At 73.4% G+C, this 13,060-nt stretch carries 11 protein-coding genes, 3 tRNA genes and 1 pseudogene; 6 read left to right on the forward strand and 9 right to left on the reverse strand.

Annotated features, from left to right (window positions below; genetic code table 11):
- The first annotated feature begins 74 nt into the window (after nt 1-74).
- Nucleotides 75-1,343, forward strand: coding sequence for a beta-ketoacyl-ACP synthase II (fabF, locus tag OU787_RS09330; protein WP_030458572.1), 1,269 nt, complete (start codon nt 75-77; stop codon nt 1,341-1,343).
- A 53-nt stretch (nt 1,344-1,396) separates the two neighbouring features.
- Here the strand turns inward: fabF and OU787_RS09335 are convergent, their stop codons facing one another.
- Together OU787_RS09335 and OU787_RS09340 are read right to left on the reverse strand one after the other, a co-directional pair.
- Entirely contained in the window at nt 1,397-1,891 is a 495-nt protein-coding gene (locus OU787_RS09335) for a DUF3145 domain-containing protein (protein WP_268659074.1), read from the reverse strand.
- A 276-nt stretch (nt 1,892-2,167) separates the two neighbouring features.
- A pseudogene (locus tag OU787_RS09340) lies at nt 2,168-3,022 on the reverse strand (NADP-dependent oxidoreductase); the annotation flags it as partial.
- A 109-nt stretch (nt 3,023-3,131) separates the two neighbouring features.
- Here OU787_RS09340 and OU787_RS09345 point away from each other — a divergent pair.
- The gene (locus OU787_RS09345) at nt 3,132-3,692 is read left to right on the forward strand and encodes a DUF4352 domain-containing protein (protein WP_268659075.1); all 561 of its coding nucleotides are present in this window, start codon (nt 3,132-3,134) and stop codon (nt 3,690-3,692) included.
- 165 nt (nt 3,693-3,857) lie between these two features.
- On the opposite strand, the gene OU787_RS09350 is transcribed toward OU787_RS09345, so the two are convergent.
- Nucleotides 3,858-4,886 carry an NADP-dependent oxidoreductase gene (locus OU787_RS09350; protein WP_268659076.1) on the reverse strand — a complete coding sequence of 343 codons (1,029 nt, stop codon included), beginning with the start codon at nt 4,884-4,886 and terminating at the stop codon, nt 3,858-3,860.
- 91 nt (nt 4,887-4,977) lie between these two features.
- Here OU787_RS09350 and OU787_RS09355 point away from each other — a divergent pair, with 91 nt between their 5' ends.
- Together OU787_RS09355 and OU787_RS09360 are read left to right on the forward strand one after the other, a co-directional pair.
- Nucleotides 4,978-5,469, forward strand: coding sequence for a MarR family winged helix-turn-helix transcriptional regulator (locus OU787_RS09355; RefSeq protein ID WP_268659077.1), 492 nt, complete (start codon nt 4,978-4,980; stop codon nt 5,467-5,469).
- Nucleotides 5,470-5,642: 173 nt separating this feature from the next.
- Nucleotides 5,643-7,262, forward strand: coding sequence for an LCP family protein (locus tag OU787_RS09360; RefSeq protein WP_268659078.1), 1,620 nt, complete (start codon nt 5,643-5,645; stop codon nt 7,260-7,262).
- A 30-nt stretch (nt 7,263-7,292) separates the two neighbouring features.
- Here the strand turns inward: OU787_RS09360 and OU787_RS09365 are convergent, their stop codons facing one another.
- The 4 genes from OU787_RS09365 to OU787_RS09380 all read right to left on the reverse strand — a co-directional run bounded on the left by OU787_RS09365 (nt 7,293) and on the right by OU787_RS09380 (nt 10,706).
- Nucleotides 7,293-8,186, reverse strand: coding sequence for a 1-aminocyclopropane-1-carboxylate deaminase/D-cysteine desulfhydrase (locus OU787_RS09365; protein WP_268659079.1), 894 nt, complete (start codon nt 8,184-8,186; stop codon nt 7,293-7,295).
- A gap of 88 nt (nt 8,187-8,274) precedes the next feature.
- Nucleotides 8,275-9,432: a YncE family protein gene (locus tag OU787_RS09370; RefSeq protein WP_268659080.1), complete on the reverse strand. Its 1,158-nt coding sequence runs from the start codon at nt 9,430-9,432 to the stop codon at nt 8,275-8,277.
- Nucleotides 9,429-10,058, reverse strand: a complete 630-nt coding sequence (locus OU787_RS09375; RefSeq protein WP_268659081.1) for an ankyrin repeat domain-containing protein — start codon at nt 10,056-10,058, stop codon at nt 9,429-9,431. Before OU787_RS09375 ends, OU787_RS09370 begins: the two co-directional genes overlap by 4 nt.
- Before the next feature lie 574 nt (nt 10,059-10,632).
- A tRNA-Ile gene (locus OU787_RS09380) sits at nt 10,633-10,706 on the reverse strand.
- A gap of 288 nt (nt 10,707-10,994) precedes the next feature.
- Here OU787_RS09380 and OU787_RS09385 point away from each other — a divergent pair.
- Nucleotides 10,995-11,852: a trypsin-like serine peptidase gene (locus OU787_RS09385; RefSeq protein ID WP_268659082.1), complete on the forward strand. Its 858-nt coding sequence runs from the start codon at nt 10,995-10,997 to the stop codon at nt 11,850-11,852.
- A 358-nt stretch (nt 11,853-12,210) separates the two neighbouring features.
- Nucleotides 12,211-12,756, forward strand: coding sequence for a trypsin-like serine peptidase (locus OU787_RS09390; RefSeq protein WP_268659083.1), 546 nt, complete (start codon nt 12,211-12,213; stop codon nt 12,754-12,756).
- A gap of 106 nt (nt 12,757-12,862) precedes the next feature.
- Here OU787_RS09390 and OU787_RS09395 read toward each other — a convergent pair.
- Nucleotides 12,863-12,935: transfer RNA gene (locus OU787_RS09395), tRNA-Asn, on the reverse strand.
- Nucleotides 12,936-12,940: 5 nt separating this feature from the next.
- Nucleotides 12,941-13,013, reverse strand: a tRNA-Asn gene (locus OU787_RS09400).
- Nucleotides 13,014-13,060: the final 47 nt, after the last annotated feature.

Below are 13,060 nucleotides of genomic sequence, written 5' to 3' on the forward strand. Positions count from 1 at the left end.
GGTCGCGCCCCGACCGGCCCCCTTTCCCGCCGGTCCCCCGGTCCTCCCCGCAGATGTGAGAGAAGAAGAAACCAGTGACTGCTGAAAACCGCACCGTGGTCGTCACGGGTATCGGCGCCTTCACGCCGCTGGGCGGCGACGCCGCCACTTTCTGGGAGGGCCTGCTGTCCGGCAAGTCCGGCGTGCGTGCCCTCACCGAGGAGTGGGCGGCCGACCTGCCGGTCCGGATCGCCGCCCGGGTGGCCGTCGAGCCCGGCGAGATCCTGCCCCGCCCGCTGGCCCGCAAGCTGGACCGCTCGGCCCAGTTCGCGCTGATCGCCGCCCGCGAGGCCTGGAAGGACGCCGGCTACCAGGCGCCCGCCACCGACGACTCCAACGAGCTGGCCCCCGAGCGCCTGGGCGCGGTCATCGCCTCCGGCATCGGCGGCGTCACCACCCTGCTCGACCAGTACGACGTGCTCAAGGAGCAGGGCGTCCGCAAGGTCTCCCCGCACACCGTCCCGATGCTGATGCCCAACTCCCCGGCGGCCAACGTCGGCCTGGAGGTCGGCGCCCGCGCGGGCGTGCACACCCCCGTCTCCGCCTGCGCCTCCGGCGCCGAGGCGATCGGCTACGCGATCGAGATGATCCGCACCGGCCGCGCCGACGTGGTCGTGGCCGGCGGCACCGAGGCCGCGGTCCACCCGCTGCCGATCGTCGCCTTCTCCAACATGATGGCGATGTCCAAGAACAACGAGGACCCGCAGCACGCCTCCCGCCCGTACGACAAGGCCCGCGACGGCTTCGTGCTCGGCGAGGGCGCGGGCGTGATCGTGCTGGAGTCCGCCGAGCACGCGGCCGCCCGCGGCGCCCGGGTCTACTGCGAGGCCATCGGCCAGGGCCTGTCCTCGGACGCCCACCACATCGCCCAGCCCGAGCCGACCGGTGCCGGCGTGGCCCGCGCCATCGACGACCTGTTCGCCCGCAACGAGCTGGACAAGTCGGAGGTCGTGCACGTCAACGCGCACGCCACCTCGACCCCGCAGGGCGACACCGCCGAGATCAAGGCGCTGCGCCGCACCCTGGGCGAGCACCTCGACCACGTGGCGATCTCCGCCACCAAGTCGATGACCGGCCACCTGCTGGGCGGCGCCGGCGGCATCGAGACCGTCGCCACCGTGCTGGCCCTGTACAACCGGATCGCCCCGCCCACGGTCAACGTGGTCGACCTGGACGACGACATCGACGCCGACATCGTCCGCGACGAGGCCCGCAAGCTGCCGGTCGAGGGCCGGATCGCCGCCCTCAACAACTCCTTCGGCTTCGGCGGCCACAACGTGGTGCTGGCCTTCCGCACCGTCTGACGCGAGCGCCCGTGAGGGGGGTGCGGGGCCGGGCCCCGCACCCCCTCACGCGTTCACACCACCTGGTGCAGCCAGCGCACCGGCGCGCCCTCGCCCGCGTACCGGAACGGCTCCAGCTCGTCGTCCCAGGGCTTGCCGAGCAGCTTGGCGATCTCCGACTCCAGGTCGCCGCCCTCGTTGCGGGCCCGCAGCAGCACGGCGCGCAGCCGGTCCTCGGGGATCAGGATGTCGCCGTGGACGCCGGTGACGGCGTGGAAGATGCCGAGCGCGGGCGTGGAGGAGTACCGCTCGCCCTCCGCCGTGGCGCAGGGCTCGCTGGTCACCTCGTACCGCAGCAGCTGCCAGCCGCGCAGCGCGGAGGCGAGCTTGGAGGCGGCGCCGGGCTCCCCCTGCCAGGAGAGTTCGGACCGCCAGTGCCCGGGTGCGGCGGGCTGCCTGATCCAGTCGAGGTTGATCCGTACCCCGAGCACTCCCGCGACCGCCCACTCGACGTGCGGGCACAGCGCGCGGGGCGCGGAGTGGATGTAGAGCACACCACGTGTCGTCACCGGGACCTCCTGGCTGTGGACGAGGGTCGCCTTCCCCAGCTGCCTCGCTCCGTCGCCGGTGGGTCCTGATCAGTGGCTACCCCGGGGAGCTCAACTTATTCGACATTAGGTCATCAAATCGAGCAAAACGGACAAGCTTTCACCCCATGCTAGTCGGTTCGCCCGAGAGGTCTACCCTCACGGCCCCCACCTCCCCCGAACGGCCGCACGCGTGCGCCCCCGCCGCGGATCGCGCTCCGGCGGGGGCGTGCTGACGGTCCGACAGGCGACGCGGCGTCAGACCGCGACCACCATCTTCCCGGTGTTGGCGCCGCGCAGCATGCCGACGAAGGCGTCGACGGCGTTCTCCACGCCCTCGACCACGGTCTCGTCGGAGCGCAGCTCGCCGCTGCGCAGCCAGCCGCCGACCTCGGCGGCGAACTGCCCGCGCAGCGCGGCGTGGTCGCCGACGATCATGCCCTGCAGGCGCAGCCGCTTGCCGATGGCGAGCGCCAGGTTGCGCGGCCCGGCCGGGGCGGAGGTGTCGTTGTACTGGGCGATGGCGCCGCACAGGGTGACCCGGCCGTGCACGTTGAGCGCGCCGATCGCGGCCTCCAGGTGCTCGCCGCCGACGTTGTCGAAGTACACGTCGATGCCCTCGGGGGCGGCCGCGGCGAGCTGCTCGGCGACCGGGCCGGCCTTGTAGTCGAACGCGGCGTCGAAGCCGTACTCCTCGACCAGGGTGGCGACCTTCTCGGCGGAGCCGGCCGAGCCGATGACCCGCTTCGCGCCCTTGAGCCGGGCGATCTGCCCGACCAGCGAGCCGACCGCGCCGGCCGCGCCGGAGACGAAGACGGTGTCGCCCTCCTCGAACGAGGCGACCTCCAGCAGCCCGGCGTACGCGGTCAGCCCGGGCATCCCCAGCACGCCCAGGTAGGCGGAGAGCGGGGCGAGCTCCGGGTCGACCTTGACGGCGTGCGCGGCGTCCAGCGTCGCGTACTCGCGCCAGCCCAGCCCGTGCAGCACGGCGTCGCCGACCGCGAAGCCCTCCGCCGCGGAGGCCACCACGTACCCGACCGCCCCGCCGTCCATCGGCGCGTCCAGCGCGTACGGCGGGACGTAGGACTTCACGTCGTTCATCCGGCCGCGCATGTCGGCCCCTTGACAACCGATTTCGTCGAGTCGAACACGGTCCGCCATGTCCTGTGGTCAGCGCCTGTCTGCGGTTGCCGGTCGGTTTTACTCGACCTAGCGTGATTGGATGTCCAAGATCACATTTGGCATCGGCCTCGGCGCACTCTCCCTCACTCTCCTGACGTCCTGCGTGTCGACTGGCACCACGACCGCGCCCGCCTCGTCGCCCGCAGCGACAGGTGTGAGCAGCCCGACGGACACGCCCGGAACATCAGCCCCGGGCGGAGTACCGACCTACACCATGGGCCAGTCCGTCCAGGTCAAAAACGAGGACGGGGCGTACACCGAAACGGTCAGCCAAGCTCACTACACCACCAAGCCGGGGGACCAGTTCAGTACGCCCCAACATGGCGGCTGGCTGGTGGCGACCGTGGACATCGCCGTGACGTCCGGACACATGTCCTTCAATCCGTTGTACTTCACGCTTGTCGGCCCGGACGGTTCCCGCTGGGACGTGGACCTCGCTGCAGCCGGGTACAAGCCAGACCTTTCCTCGGGGGACCTGAACGCAGGCGAGAAGACCCACGGCTACATCGCGTTCGACGCACCGAGTAGCGCCACAGGTCCGGAAGCCAAGATCGCCGCGACGGACGTTCTCCTCTCCACCGTCGCGTACTGGTCCCTGTAACCTTTCGGACACAGCCGCTGGCGGTCGTCCGCCAGGAGCAGCAGGGCTGACTCGTTCTTCGTCATTGCAGTCATAGTTGCTCCCACGTGACGCCAGAGGTTGGCCCTCGAGGACGTTCCACAGGCCCGCCCGCACCCCGAGCGGAGTCGGGCAGGCCCGGTCCGACTACTCCGGAAGCTTGATCAGCATCTTGCCGACGTTCTGACCTTCGAGCATGCCGAGGAAGGCGTCCAGCGCACTGTCGATGCCCTGGGTCACCGTCTCTCGGTACTTCAGCTCACCCGAGCGGACCCACGCCGAGACCTCCTCGACGAACTTCGGCTGGAGGTCGTAGTGGTCGCCGACCAGCAGCCCCTCCATGCGGAAGCGCTTGGCGATGATCTGCGCCAGGTTGCGCGGGGCCGGGGTCGGCTCAGTCGCGTTGTACTGCGAGATCATGCCGCAGACCACGATCCGGCCGTGCAGGTTCATCGCCGCGATGGCCGCTTCGAGGTGCTCGCCGCCGACGTTGTCGAAGTACACGTCGATGCCGTCGGGCGCGGCCTTCGCGAGCTGCTCGGCGACCGGACCGTTCTTGTAGTTGAACGCTGCGTCGAAGCCGTACTCCTTCACCAGGAGCTCGACCTTGTCGTCCGAGCCGGCGGAGCCGATCACCCTAGCCGCACCCTTGAGCTTGGCGATCTGGCCGACGATGCCGCCTACCGCGCCAGCCGCGCCGGACACAAACACCACGTCGCCCGGCTTGACCTCCGCGATGCGGGTGAGCCCGGCGTAAGCGGTCAGGCCTGGCATGCCCAGCACACCGAGGTAGGTGGAGAGCGGTGCCGCGTCCGGGGAGACCTTGACGGCCGTCCGGGCATCGAAGGTTGCGTACTCCCGCCAGCCGAAGAAGTGGAGAACGTAGTCGCCTTCGGCGAAACCCTCGGCCTGCGAAGCGACGACCCGACCGACCGCGCCACCCTGCATGGGCTCGTCCAGCTCATACGGTGCTGCGTACGACTTACTGGACGCCATGCGCCCGCGCATGTAGGGGTCGACCGAGAGGTAGGCGTTGCGCACCGTGATCTCGCCGGGGCCGGGCTGCCGGACCGGCGCCTCGACCAGGGCGAAGTCCGCGGGGACGGGCCAGCCCTGCGGGCGCGCGGCCAGGTGCCACTCGCGGCCGGTGGCGGGGAGGGCGTGCTGCTCTGCCATCACATACTCCTCAGAGTGAAATATTCATCGACTAAAGCAATCGTGAGGATGAAAGGTTCACGTTGTCAAATGTTCAGCTAGACTCGAACGCATGGAACAGCGGGAGGAGCAGGCCATGACGGAGGAGCGGGTACCGACCGCCGACCCGATCACGCTGGAGGTCGTCGACCTGATGGCGCGCCTGGTCGGCCTCTTCCACCGCGAGTACGAGGAGGCCGCGGCCGCCCGCTCGCTCACCGGCGCCCAGGCCAAGGTGCTGGCCCTGCTCCGGCGCGGGCCGATGCCGATGCGGCACATCGCCCAGACCCTCTCCTGCGAGCCGTCCAACATCACCGGCATCGTCGACCGGCTGGAGGGGCGCGGCTTCGTCACCCGGGAGTCCGACCCGCAGGACCGCCGGGTCAAGCTGGTGGTCGCCACCGACTCCGGCCGCTCCGCCTCCGCCGAACTGCGCGAGTCGCTGAACTTCGCCCGCGAACCGCTGGCCGCCCTCGAAAGCGACGAACGCGCCCAACTGCGCGACCTGCTGCGGCGGATGCTCGACTCCACCGGCACTCCCCCGGCCCCCGAACAGGGCCGCTGACCTGCCCGGTTCCACCGGCTCGAAAAAACTCTCGAAAAAGATGGTTCGCGTGTAACCATTCCGCCCGCCGAACCGTCCAAGTAGTGACGAGTGCCGATCCGCAGTGCGGCGGATCAGCCGAGTGCCTGCCCTCGGGCACCAGTTGCCGCTGCGCGCAGAGAGACCGCCGACCGATGACCGACGCCAAGCAGAAGGCCGCCCCGAACCGCTCCCGCGGCCGCCGAATAGCCCGGGGCCTGGGAGCCACCGCCGCCGCACTCGTCGTCGCCGCAGCCGGCACCGGAGCCTGGTACTACCAGCGGCTCGACCACAACATCACGACCTTCGCGCCCGAGGGCATCGCCTCCAGCCGCCCCCCGGTCGCCACTCCCGCGCCCACCGGCGGACGCCCCGTCAACGTCCTGCTGCTCGGCTCCGACACCCGCGACGACGGCAACAGCTCGCTGGGCGGCGGCGACGAGGGCGTGGGCCACTCCGACACCGCGATCCTGCTGCACGTCTACGCCGATCACAAGCACGCCGTCGGTGTGTCGATACCCCGCGACACCCTGGTCACCATCCCGCCCTGCCTGCTGCCCAGCGGCAAGTGGAGCCAGAGCCGGACCAACCAGATGTTCAACTCCGCCTTCACCATCGGCGAGTTCAAGGCCGGCAACCCGGCCTGCACGCAGAACACCGTCGAGGCGCTGACCGGCCTGCGGGTCGACCACACCCTGGTGGTCGACTTCAAGGGCTTCGCCGCCATCACCAGCGCCGTCGGCGGCGTCGACGTCTGCGTCCCCAACGACGTGGACTCGTACGGGATCCACCTCACCAAGGGCCGGCAGACCGTCTCCGGGCAGCAGGCCGTGGACTACGTCCGGGCGCGGCACGGCCTCGGCGACAGCTCCGACATCGGCCGGATGCTCCGCCAACAGGCCTTCATGTCCTCGCTGATCAAGAAGGTGCAGGGCAGGGGCTTCGACCTGACCACCCTGCTGCCGCTGGCCGACGCCGCCACCAGGTCGCTCACCGTCGACCCCGAACTCGGCTCCCCCTACAAGCTCGCCGAGTTCGCCCAGTCCCTCCAGGACATCCAGCTCTCCGACATCCAGTTCGTCACCCTCCCCTGGCGCTTCCAGGGCGCCCGGGTCGCCGTGGTCGAACCCGACGCGAGCATCCTGTGGAACCTGCTGCGCCAGGACCGCACCCTCGACGGCCACCCCACCGGCAACGCGAGCGCGAGCGCGAACCCGGCGGCGAGTGCGAGTGCGAGCCAGGGGGCGGGCGCGAGCCCGGGCCTCGAACCGGGCCCCGGCGCCTCGCCCTCCGCGACGGCCACCGCCACCGCCACCGCAACCGCAACGGCGAGTGCGACGGCCGATCCGGGCGGCGCGGCGACGCTGGACGTGCCCGTCACCGTGCACAACGCCGCCAAGACGGCCGGGCTGGCCGGCCGCACCGCGCTCGCGCTGCGCGGCAACGGCTACACCGACATCACCATCGGCGCCAACACCCCGGCCCGCCGCACCACCCTGATCGAGTACGCCCCCTCCCAGCGCGCCGCCGCCGAACACCTCGCCCAGCTCTACCCCGGCGCCGAACTCCGCAGCACCGCCACCGACAGCATCGTGCTCACCCTCGGCCAGGACCGCGCCGACACCCCCGGCCTGCCCGACGGCACCGCCCAGGACGACACCGCGGGCCTCGGCAGCGCCTCCCCCGGCGCCCTGCCGTCCGCCATCCCGTCCGGCATCACCGGCAACACCCGCCCCGCCGACGCCGACCTCTGCAGCGACCTCAACTTCGGCTGACCACCCGCCCCCGGTCCACGACCGGGGGTCTCAGCCCACCGGGTCGGGCAGCCCCGTCACCACCACCGTCACCCGGAGCCCCCGCAACTCGCCCGCCCGCAGCAGGCCGTACACCGCCCACAGCGCCTTCGCCACGTACCGGCGCTCCACCGGCACTCCGTACGCCGTCCCGAACCACGAGGCGAATCGTTCCAGCTCCGGTGGCACCCGGCCGTAGCCGCCGCCGTGCCAGCCGTGCACCAGCTGCCAGTTGGGGAACTCCCGACCGTAGCCGGCCCGGTGCAGGGCCGTCACCTCGGCCTCCAGGTAGCCCTCGCCGCGGAGGACCGCCACGCCGAGCGCTCGCGGGCCGGCCGGCAGGCCCGCCGCGATCCCGGCCAGGGTGCCGCCGGTGCCGACCGGGCAGCACACCACGTCCCGGGGGCCGAAGTTCGGGAGGGCGTCGGCGAGTTCCGCCGCGGTCACCGCGGCGCCGCGCACCGCCAGGCCGTTGGAGCCGCCCTCCGGCAGCACGTAGTACCCGGCCCGTCGCTCCTGCCCGCCGCCCGCCAGCGCCCGGTAGGCGGAGCGCTCGACGAACTCCAGCACCATTCCGTCCCGTTCGGCCCGGGCCAGCGACCAGTTGCGCGGCTGCCCGGCGAGCTCCGCCCCGCGGATCACGCCGGTGCTGGCCAGCCCGAGCCCCCGGGCGGCGGCCGCCACCGCCCGCACGTGCGTGGAGTACGCCCCGCCGTAGGTGAGCAGCCCCCGGGCGCCGTCCGCCACCGCCCGCTCCAGGTTCGGCGCGAGCTTGCGCCACTTGTTGCCGGGCACGCTCGGGTGCGCCAGGTCGTCCCGCTTCAGCCACAGCTCCGCACCCGCAGCGGCGAACTCCGGGTCGTCGACCGGCGTCAACGGCGTGGGCAGCGCGGCGGCAGGAAGCATCCGCCCACCCTAGGGCCTGCCCGCCGCCCGCCCCGCCGGGCCCGGCCCGGGCTCGCCCGGCCTGGCCCGGCCCGGGCTGGCCTGGTCGTCAGAGCACCGCCACCCCCAGTGGTCGGTGGCCGGCCTCCAGGCGGTGGGTGGTGCCGGTGTCGAGGTCGACCAGGGTGATGCCGTCCCAGTAGCCGTCCCGGGTGAAGCCGCCGGTGACGTAGGCCGTCCGCCCGTCCGCGGAGAGGGCCACGTTCTCGTGCGGGATGCCGAGCGGGTAGACCCGTTCGGTGCCGTCGGGGTTGCGGACCGTCAGGCTGGGGCCCCGGTCGTCGCCGGTGATCGGGCCGGAGCCGACCACCAGCAGCCGTCCGTCCGGGGCGACGGTGGCGCCGTGCTGGTGGGTGTCGGCGGTCATCGGTTCGATCTCCACCCGGCCGGTGGCCGGGTCGACCACGGCGAGGCGCTCGCCCTCGAAGGGCAGCAGCAGCTTGCCGTCGCTCGGCCGGACCGCCGTGTAGTGCGGCTTCAGCCAGGAGCCGAGGCCGCCCTCCGTGCCGTAGGGGGCGACCTGGATCCGCCGGGTGGCCAGGCCGTCCGCCGCGACCACCGTCACGTCGAAGGAGTCGTGGCCGGTCGCGTAGACCTCCCGTCCGTCCCGCGAGACGTCGACGTCGAAGGGCCGCCGGCCGACCGGGGCCACCCCGGTGACCTCGCCCTTCGCGGTGTCGACGACCTCCAGCACGCCGTTGCCCTCCGGTACGTTCACGCCGACGTACAGCCGGGTGCCGTCGGGCGACAGGGCCAGGCCCATGCCGCCGCCCCGGTACTCGCCGGTGCCCGCCGGCCCGGTCCGCGTCCGGTACGGGATGCTCCGGACCAGGGTGCGGGCCCGGGTGTCGATCTCGGCGACGCCCTCCGCGGTGCTCACCCAGGCGTGCCCGTCCGGCCCGACCGCCACCGCGTACGGCGCCGTGCCGACCCGCACCGAGCCGATCGCGCCGCGCGCCGGGTCGACGAACGTCGCGGTGTCGGCCCCGAAGTCGGCCACCAGCAGCGTCCCGGCCGGGGTGGGTTCCGCGGCGGCTTCCGGGGCCGGCGCGGCCGGGGCCGCCGGGGCGGCTGCCGTCGGACGGGGTGCGGCCGGGGCTCCGGCCGCACCATCGCCGTCCGGGTCGGCGCAGCCGGCCAGCAGCACGGCCAGCACCGGTGCGGCCACCAGCAGCAGCGGGCCGGTGCGCCTGCGGCGGGCGGTCACCGGGGGCCCCCGCCCTCGTGTCCGGTCCGGGCCTCGGCTTCGCGGAGCAGGGCGGCGAGGGCTTCGAAGCCGCGCCGTTCGGCGTGCTGCAGCGGGGTCACGCCCTCGGCGTCGGCCAGCCGCGGGGAGGCGCCCGCGGCGAGCAGCAGCCGGACGACCTCGGCGTGCGCGCGGCCGCCGTCGCCGAGGATCACGGCCTCCAGCAGGGCCGTCCAGCCCAGCCGGTTGACGTGGTCGACGTCGATGTCGGTCTCCGCGAGCACGGCCCGCACGTAGCCGACGTGGCCGCGTTCGGCGGCGGGGATCAGGCTCACTCCGCCGAACCGGTTGGTCAGTCCGAAGTCCGGCCCGGCGGGGAGCAGGGCGCGCATCATCGGCACGCTGCCGGTGACGCCGGTGACCAGCCAGGGGCTGTCCTCCCGCGCGTCCTGCGCGTCCGGGTCCGCCCCGGCGGCGACCAGGAGTTCGGCGACGGGCACCCGGTCGGCGAGCGCGGCCAGCAGCAGCGCCGTCCGCCCGTCCGGATCGCGGGCCTCCACGTTGGCGCCCTCCGCCAGGGCGGCCCGGGCGGCGTCGAGGTCGCCGGTGTGCGCGGCGGTGAGCAGGCGTCGGTCGTTGGCGGTCATCACGGTCCTCCTCCTGAGGGACGGCAGGTACAGCACGGAATGCCTCAACAGTTGCGGGGCGACGGGCGGGGGCGGCGGTGCAGCGGTGCGACGGTGCGGCGGGCAAGTTCGGTGTCCTGCCTCCATGGTGGCCCCGCCCCCGGCCGTGCTTCGTCGGCGAACCGGCCAGTCCTGGCGAGCGTTCCGGTGGACCCCGGCATCATCCGATCGGTCGATGCGCGACCGCCCGCCGGGTGTTCGCGCCCGGAGAGCCCGGCAGCCCCCGCGCCGTCCGCGAGCGGGGCCCGCGGCCGCGTACCCGGCGCCGGGTGCCTTCACCGGCGGGGTCGGGAACCGCCCCGTGCGCCCGCCCTCGTCGCCAGCGGTGGCGGCACGGCTCCGGCGCGGTGCGGACGTGCGGGACGGTCGGCCGGTCGGCTCGTGAACTCCGCCGCCCGCGCATGTCCACTGGCGGGTGAATCCCGGCCCGGACGCGGGCCGAACGGCGTCGCGGTGCTCTACAGTTTGCGTGGCGTGCCCGGCGTCTTCCCTGATCAGGGGGCGCGGTCGGCTGACTCTCCGTCAGCGGCCGAGGTAGGGCGGGTGGGACTCGAACCCACGACCAAGGGATTATGAGTCCCCTGCTCTAACCGGCTGAGCTACCGCCCCCCGACTCGACCCGCCGGGGCCGACGAAGCGGTCCTGGCAGCAGCAGACGGCCCCTCAGGGCCGCCCTCGGCAGCATAGCCGGTCGATCACCCGTGCTGCGCGCCGGGGGCGCATCCGGGTAGGCCCGGCCTCGCCGCCCGTCCGCACCGCGCGTCGGCCCGGTCCCGGGCGGTCGCGGCCCCGGTCGGCCGGGCCTCCGCGGGTGGTGGCGGCGCGTCAGTGGCGGGCCCTCCACGGGCGGGTGACGCTTGGTCGTCGGGTTGGCGCGAGCGGGAGCGGGTGGCCGGGATGAAGCGGTCCGCGGGTGCGGCGGCGTGGGCGGCGGTCCTGGTCGCGGCGGTGGCCGGGTGCGGTTCCGCCGGCCGCCCGGCGGACGGCCCCTCGCCGTCGGCCCCGGCCACGCTCTCCTCCGGTGCCCCGGCCGCGCACGGCTGGAGCCGGCAGCGGCTGCGCGGGGCGGTCGACAAGCGCCGCGGGACGACCCGCACCGCCGCGCCGACGCCGTTGAACAGCCGGGTCGGCGCGGTGTTCGCGCACGGCCCGGACGGCGACCACTTCTGCACCGCCAGCGTGGTGGACAGCCCCGGCCGGAACCTGGTCCTGACCGCCGCGCACTGTCTGGTCGAACCGCGCACCGGCCGGACCCGCACCGACCTGGTGTTCGTCCCCGGCTACCGGGACGGCGACACCCCGTCCGGCGTCTGGCCGGTCGACGCGGTGACCGTCGACCCGTCCTGGCGCAGCAGCGGCAACCAGGACCTGGACGTGGCCTTCGCCACCGTGCAGCCGCAGAACGGGCAGCAGGTGCAGGAGGTGCTGGGCGCCAACCGGCTCGGCACCGACCCGGGCTACGCCCTGACCGTGAAGGTCACCGGGTACCCGAGCAGCGCCGACCAGCCGATCACCTGCAGCAACACCACCACCGAGCAGAGCCCCACCCAGCTGCGGATCGACTGCCCCGGCTACACCGGCGGCACCAGCGGCAGCCCCTGGGTCACCCGGCTCGACCCGACGACCCGCACCGGCACCGTGATCGGCGTGATCGGCGGCTACCAGGAGGGCGGCGACACCGCCGACACCTCCTACAGCAGCTACTTCGGCAGCCAGGTGCGGGCGCTCTACCAGCAGGCGTCCGGCAGCTCGTGACACCGCGTCGGTCCCCGCGCCGGGCGGCGGCCCCGGACTCCGGGGGCGGCCGCCGGCCGCCGGTTGCCCGGCCCGCGAGAGCCCTGGTAGACCTTGCTGCGACCGCCGCCCGGCACCCCGGGCAAACCGCCGAGCAGAAGCGAGCGACGGTGCCCCGCACCTCCCCCCGATCCGGCCCCTCCCGGCCGCCGCCGGCGCGCTGGCCCTGCTGCTGGCCGCGACCGGCTGCGGCACCGCCGCCCGGGCCGGCTCCGGACCGCTGCCGTCCGCCCGCCCCGCCACCGCCGGCCCGACCGCCGACCGGATCGGCGCACTGTTCGTCGACGGCCCCGAAGGCGCCCGCGACTGCACCGCCGGCGTGGTGCACAGCCCCGGCCGGAACCTGATCGTGACGGCCGCGCACTGCGCGGCCCCCGGCGGCGTCCCGGTGGACGGCCTGGTGTTCGTCCCCGGCTACCGGGACGGCCGGGCCCCGCACGGGACGTGGCCGGTCACCAGGACGACCCTCGACCCCGAGTGGCAGAACGAACAGGACGAGGACCACGACGTCGCCTTCCTCACCGTCGCCCCCGTCGACGGCCGGCAGCTCGAGGACGCGGTGGGCGCCGACACGCTCGGCACCGGCCTCGGCTCCGGGCTGGACGTCACCGTCACCGGCTACCCCAACGAGCAGGACGCCCCGATCACCTGCCGGGCCCGCACCTCCTCGTACAGCGCCACCCAGCAGCGCTTCGACTGCGGCGGGTTCACCAACGGCACCAGCGGCAGTCCGTGGATCACCGACGCGGGCCGGCTGGTCGGGGTGATAGGGGGCCACCAGGAGGGCGGCCTCAGCCCGGACACCTCGTACAGCGTGGCCTTCGACGCGCACGTCGCCGACCTGTACCGGCGGGCCTCCGGCTGAGCGGGGTCCGGCCGGTCGAGCCGGGTCCGACCGGGAAAACACGAGGGCCCCTCGGTCTCGCCGAAGGGCCCTCGCTCTGTACCGATCACCGCGACTTCCGGTGAAGCTCCCCCAATTGGACTCGAACCAATAACCTGCCGATTAACAGTCGGCTGCTCTGCCAATTGAGCTATGGGGGACCGTGCTCCTCCAATTGGACTCGAACCAATAACCTGCCGATTAACAGTCGGCTGCTCTGCCAATTGAGCTATGGAGGATCGTGCTTCCGCCTCGCCCACCCCGGTCTCCGGATCGCTCCGGGGCC

Origin of the sequence: Kitasatospora sp. YST-16 (assembly GCF_026802215.1) — a bacterium.
Taxonomy (GTDB): domain Bacteria; phylum Actinomycetota; class Actinomycetes; order Streptomycetales; family Streptomycetaceae; genus Kitasatospora; species Kitasatospora cineracea.

Excerpts from the sequence above, each read along its gene's own strand:
- OU787_RS09345 (WP_268659075.1), top strand. The coding sequence starts at position 3,132 with ATGTCCAAGATCACATTTGGCATCGGCCTCGGCGCACTCTCCCTCACT.
- OU787_RS09350 (WP_268659076.1), bottom strand. The coding sequence starts at position 4,886 with ATGGCAGAGCAGCACGCCCTCCCCGCCACCGGCCGCGAGTGGCACCTG.
- OU787_RS09355 (WP_268659077.1), top strand. The coding sequence starts at position 4,978 with ATGGAACAGCGGGAGGAGCAGGCCATGACGGAGGAGCGGGTACCGACC.
- OU787_RS09360 (WP_268659078.1), top strand. The coding sequence starts at position 5,643 with ATGACCGACGCCAAGCAGAAGGCCGCCCCGAACCGCTCCCGCGGCCGC.
- OU787_RS09365 (WP_268659079.1), bottom strand. The coding sequence starts at position 8,186 with ATGCTTCCTGCCGCCGCGCTGCCCACGCCGTTGACGCCGGTCGACGAC.
- OU787_RS09375 (WP_268659081.1), bottom strand. The coding sequence starts at position 10,058 with ATGACCGCCAACGACCGACGCCTGCTCACCGCCGCGCACACCGGCGAC.
- OU787_RS09385 (WP_268659082.1), top strand. The coding sequence starts at position 10,995 with ATGAAGCGGTCCGCGGGTGCGGCGGCGTGGGCGGCGGTCCTGGTCGCG.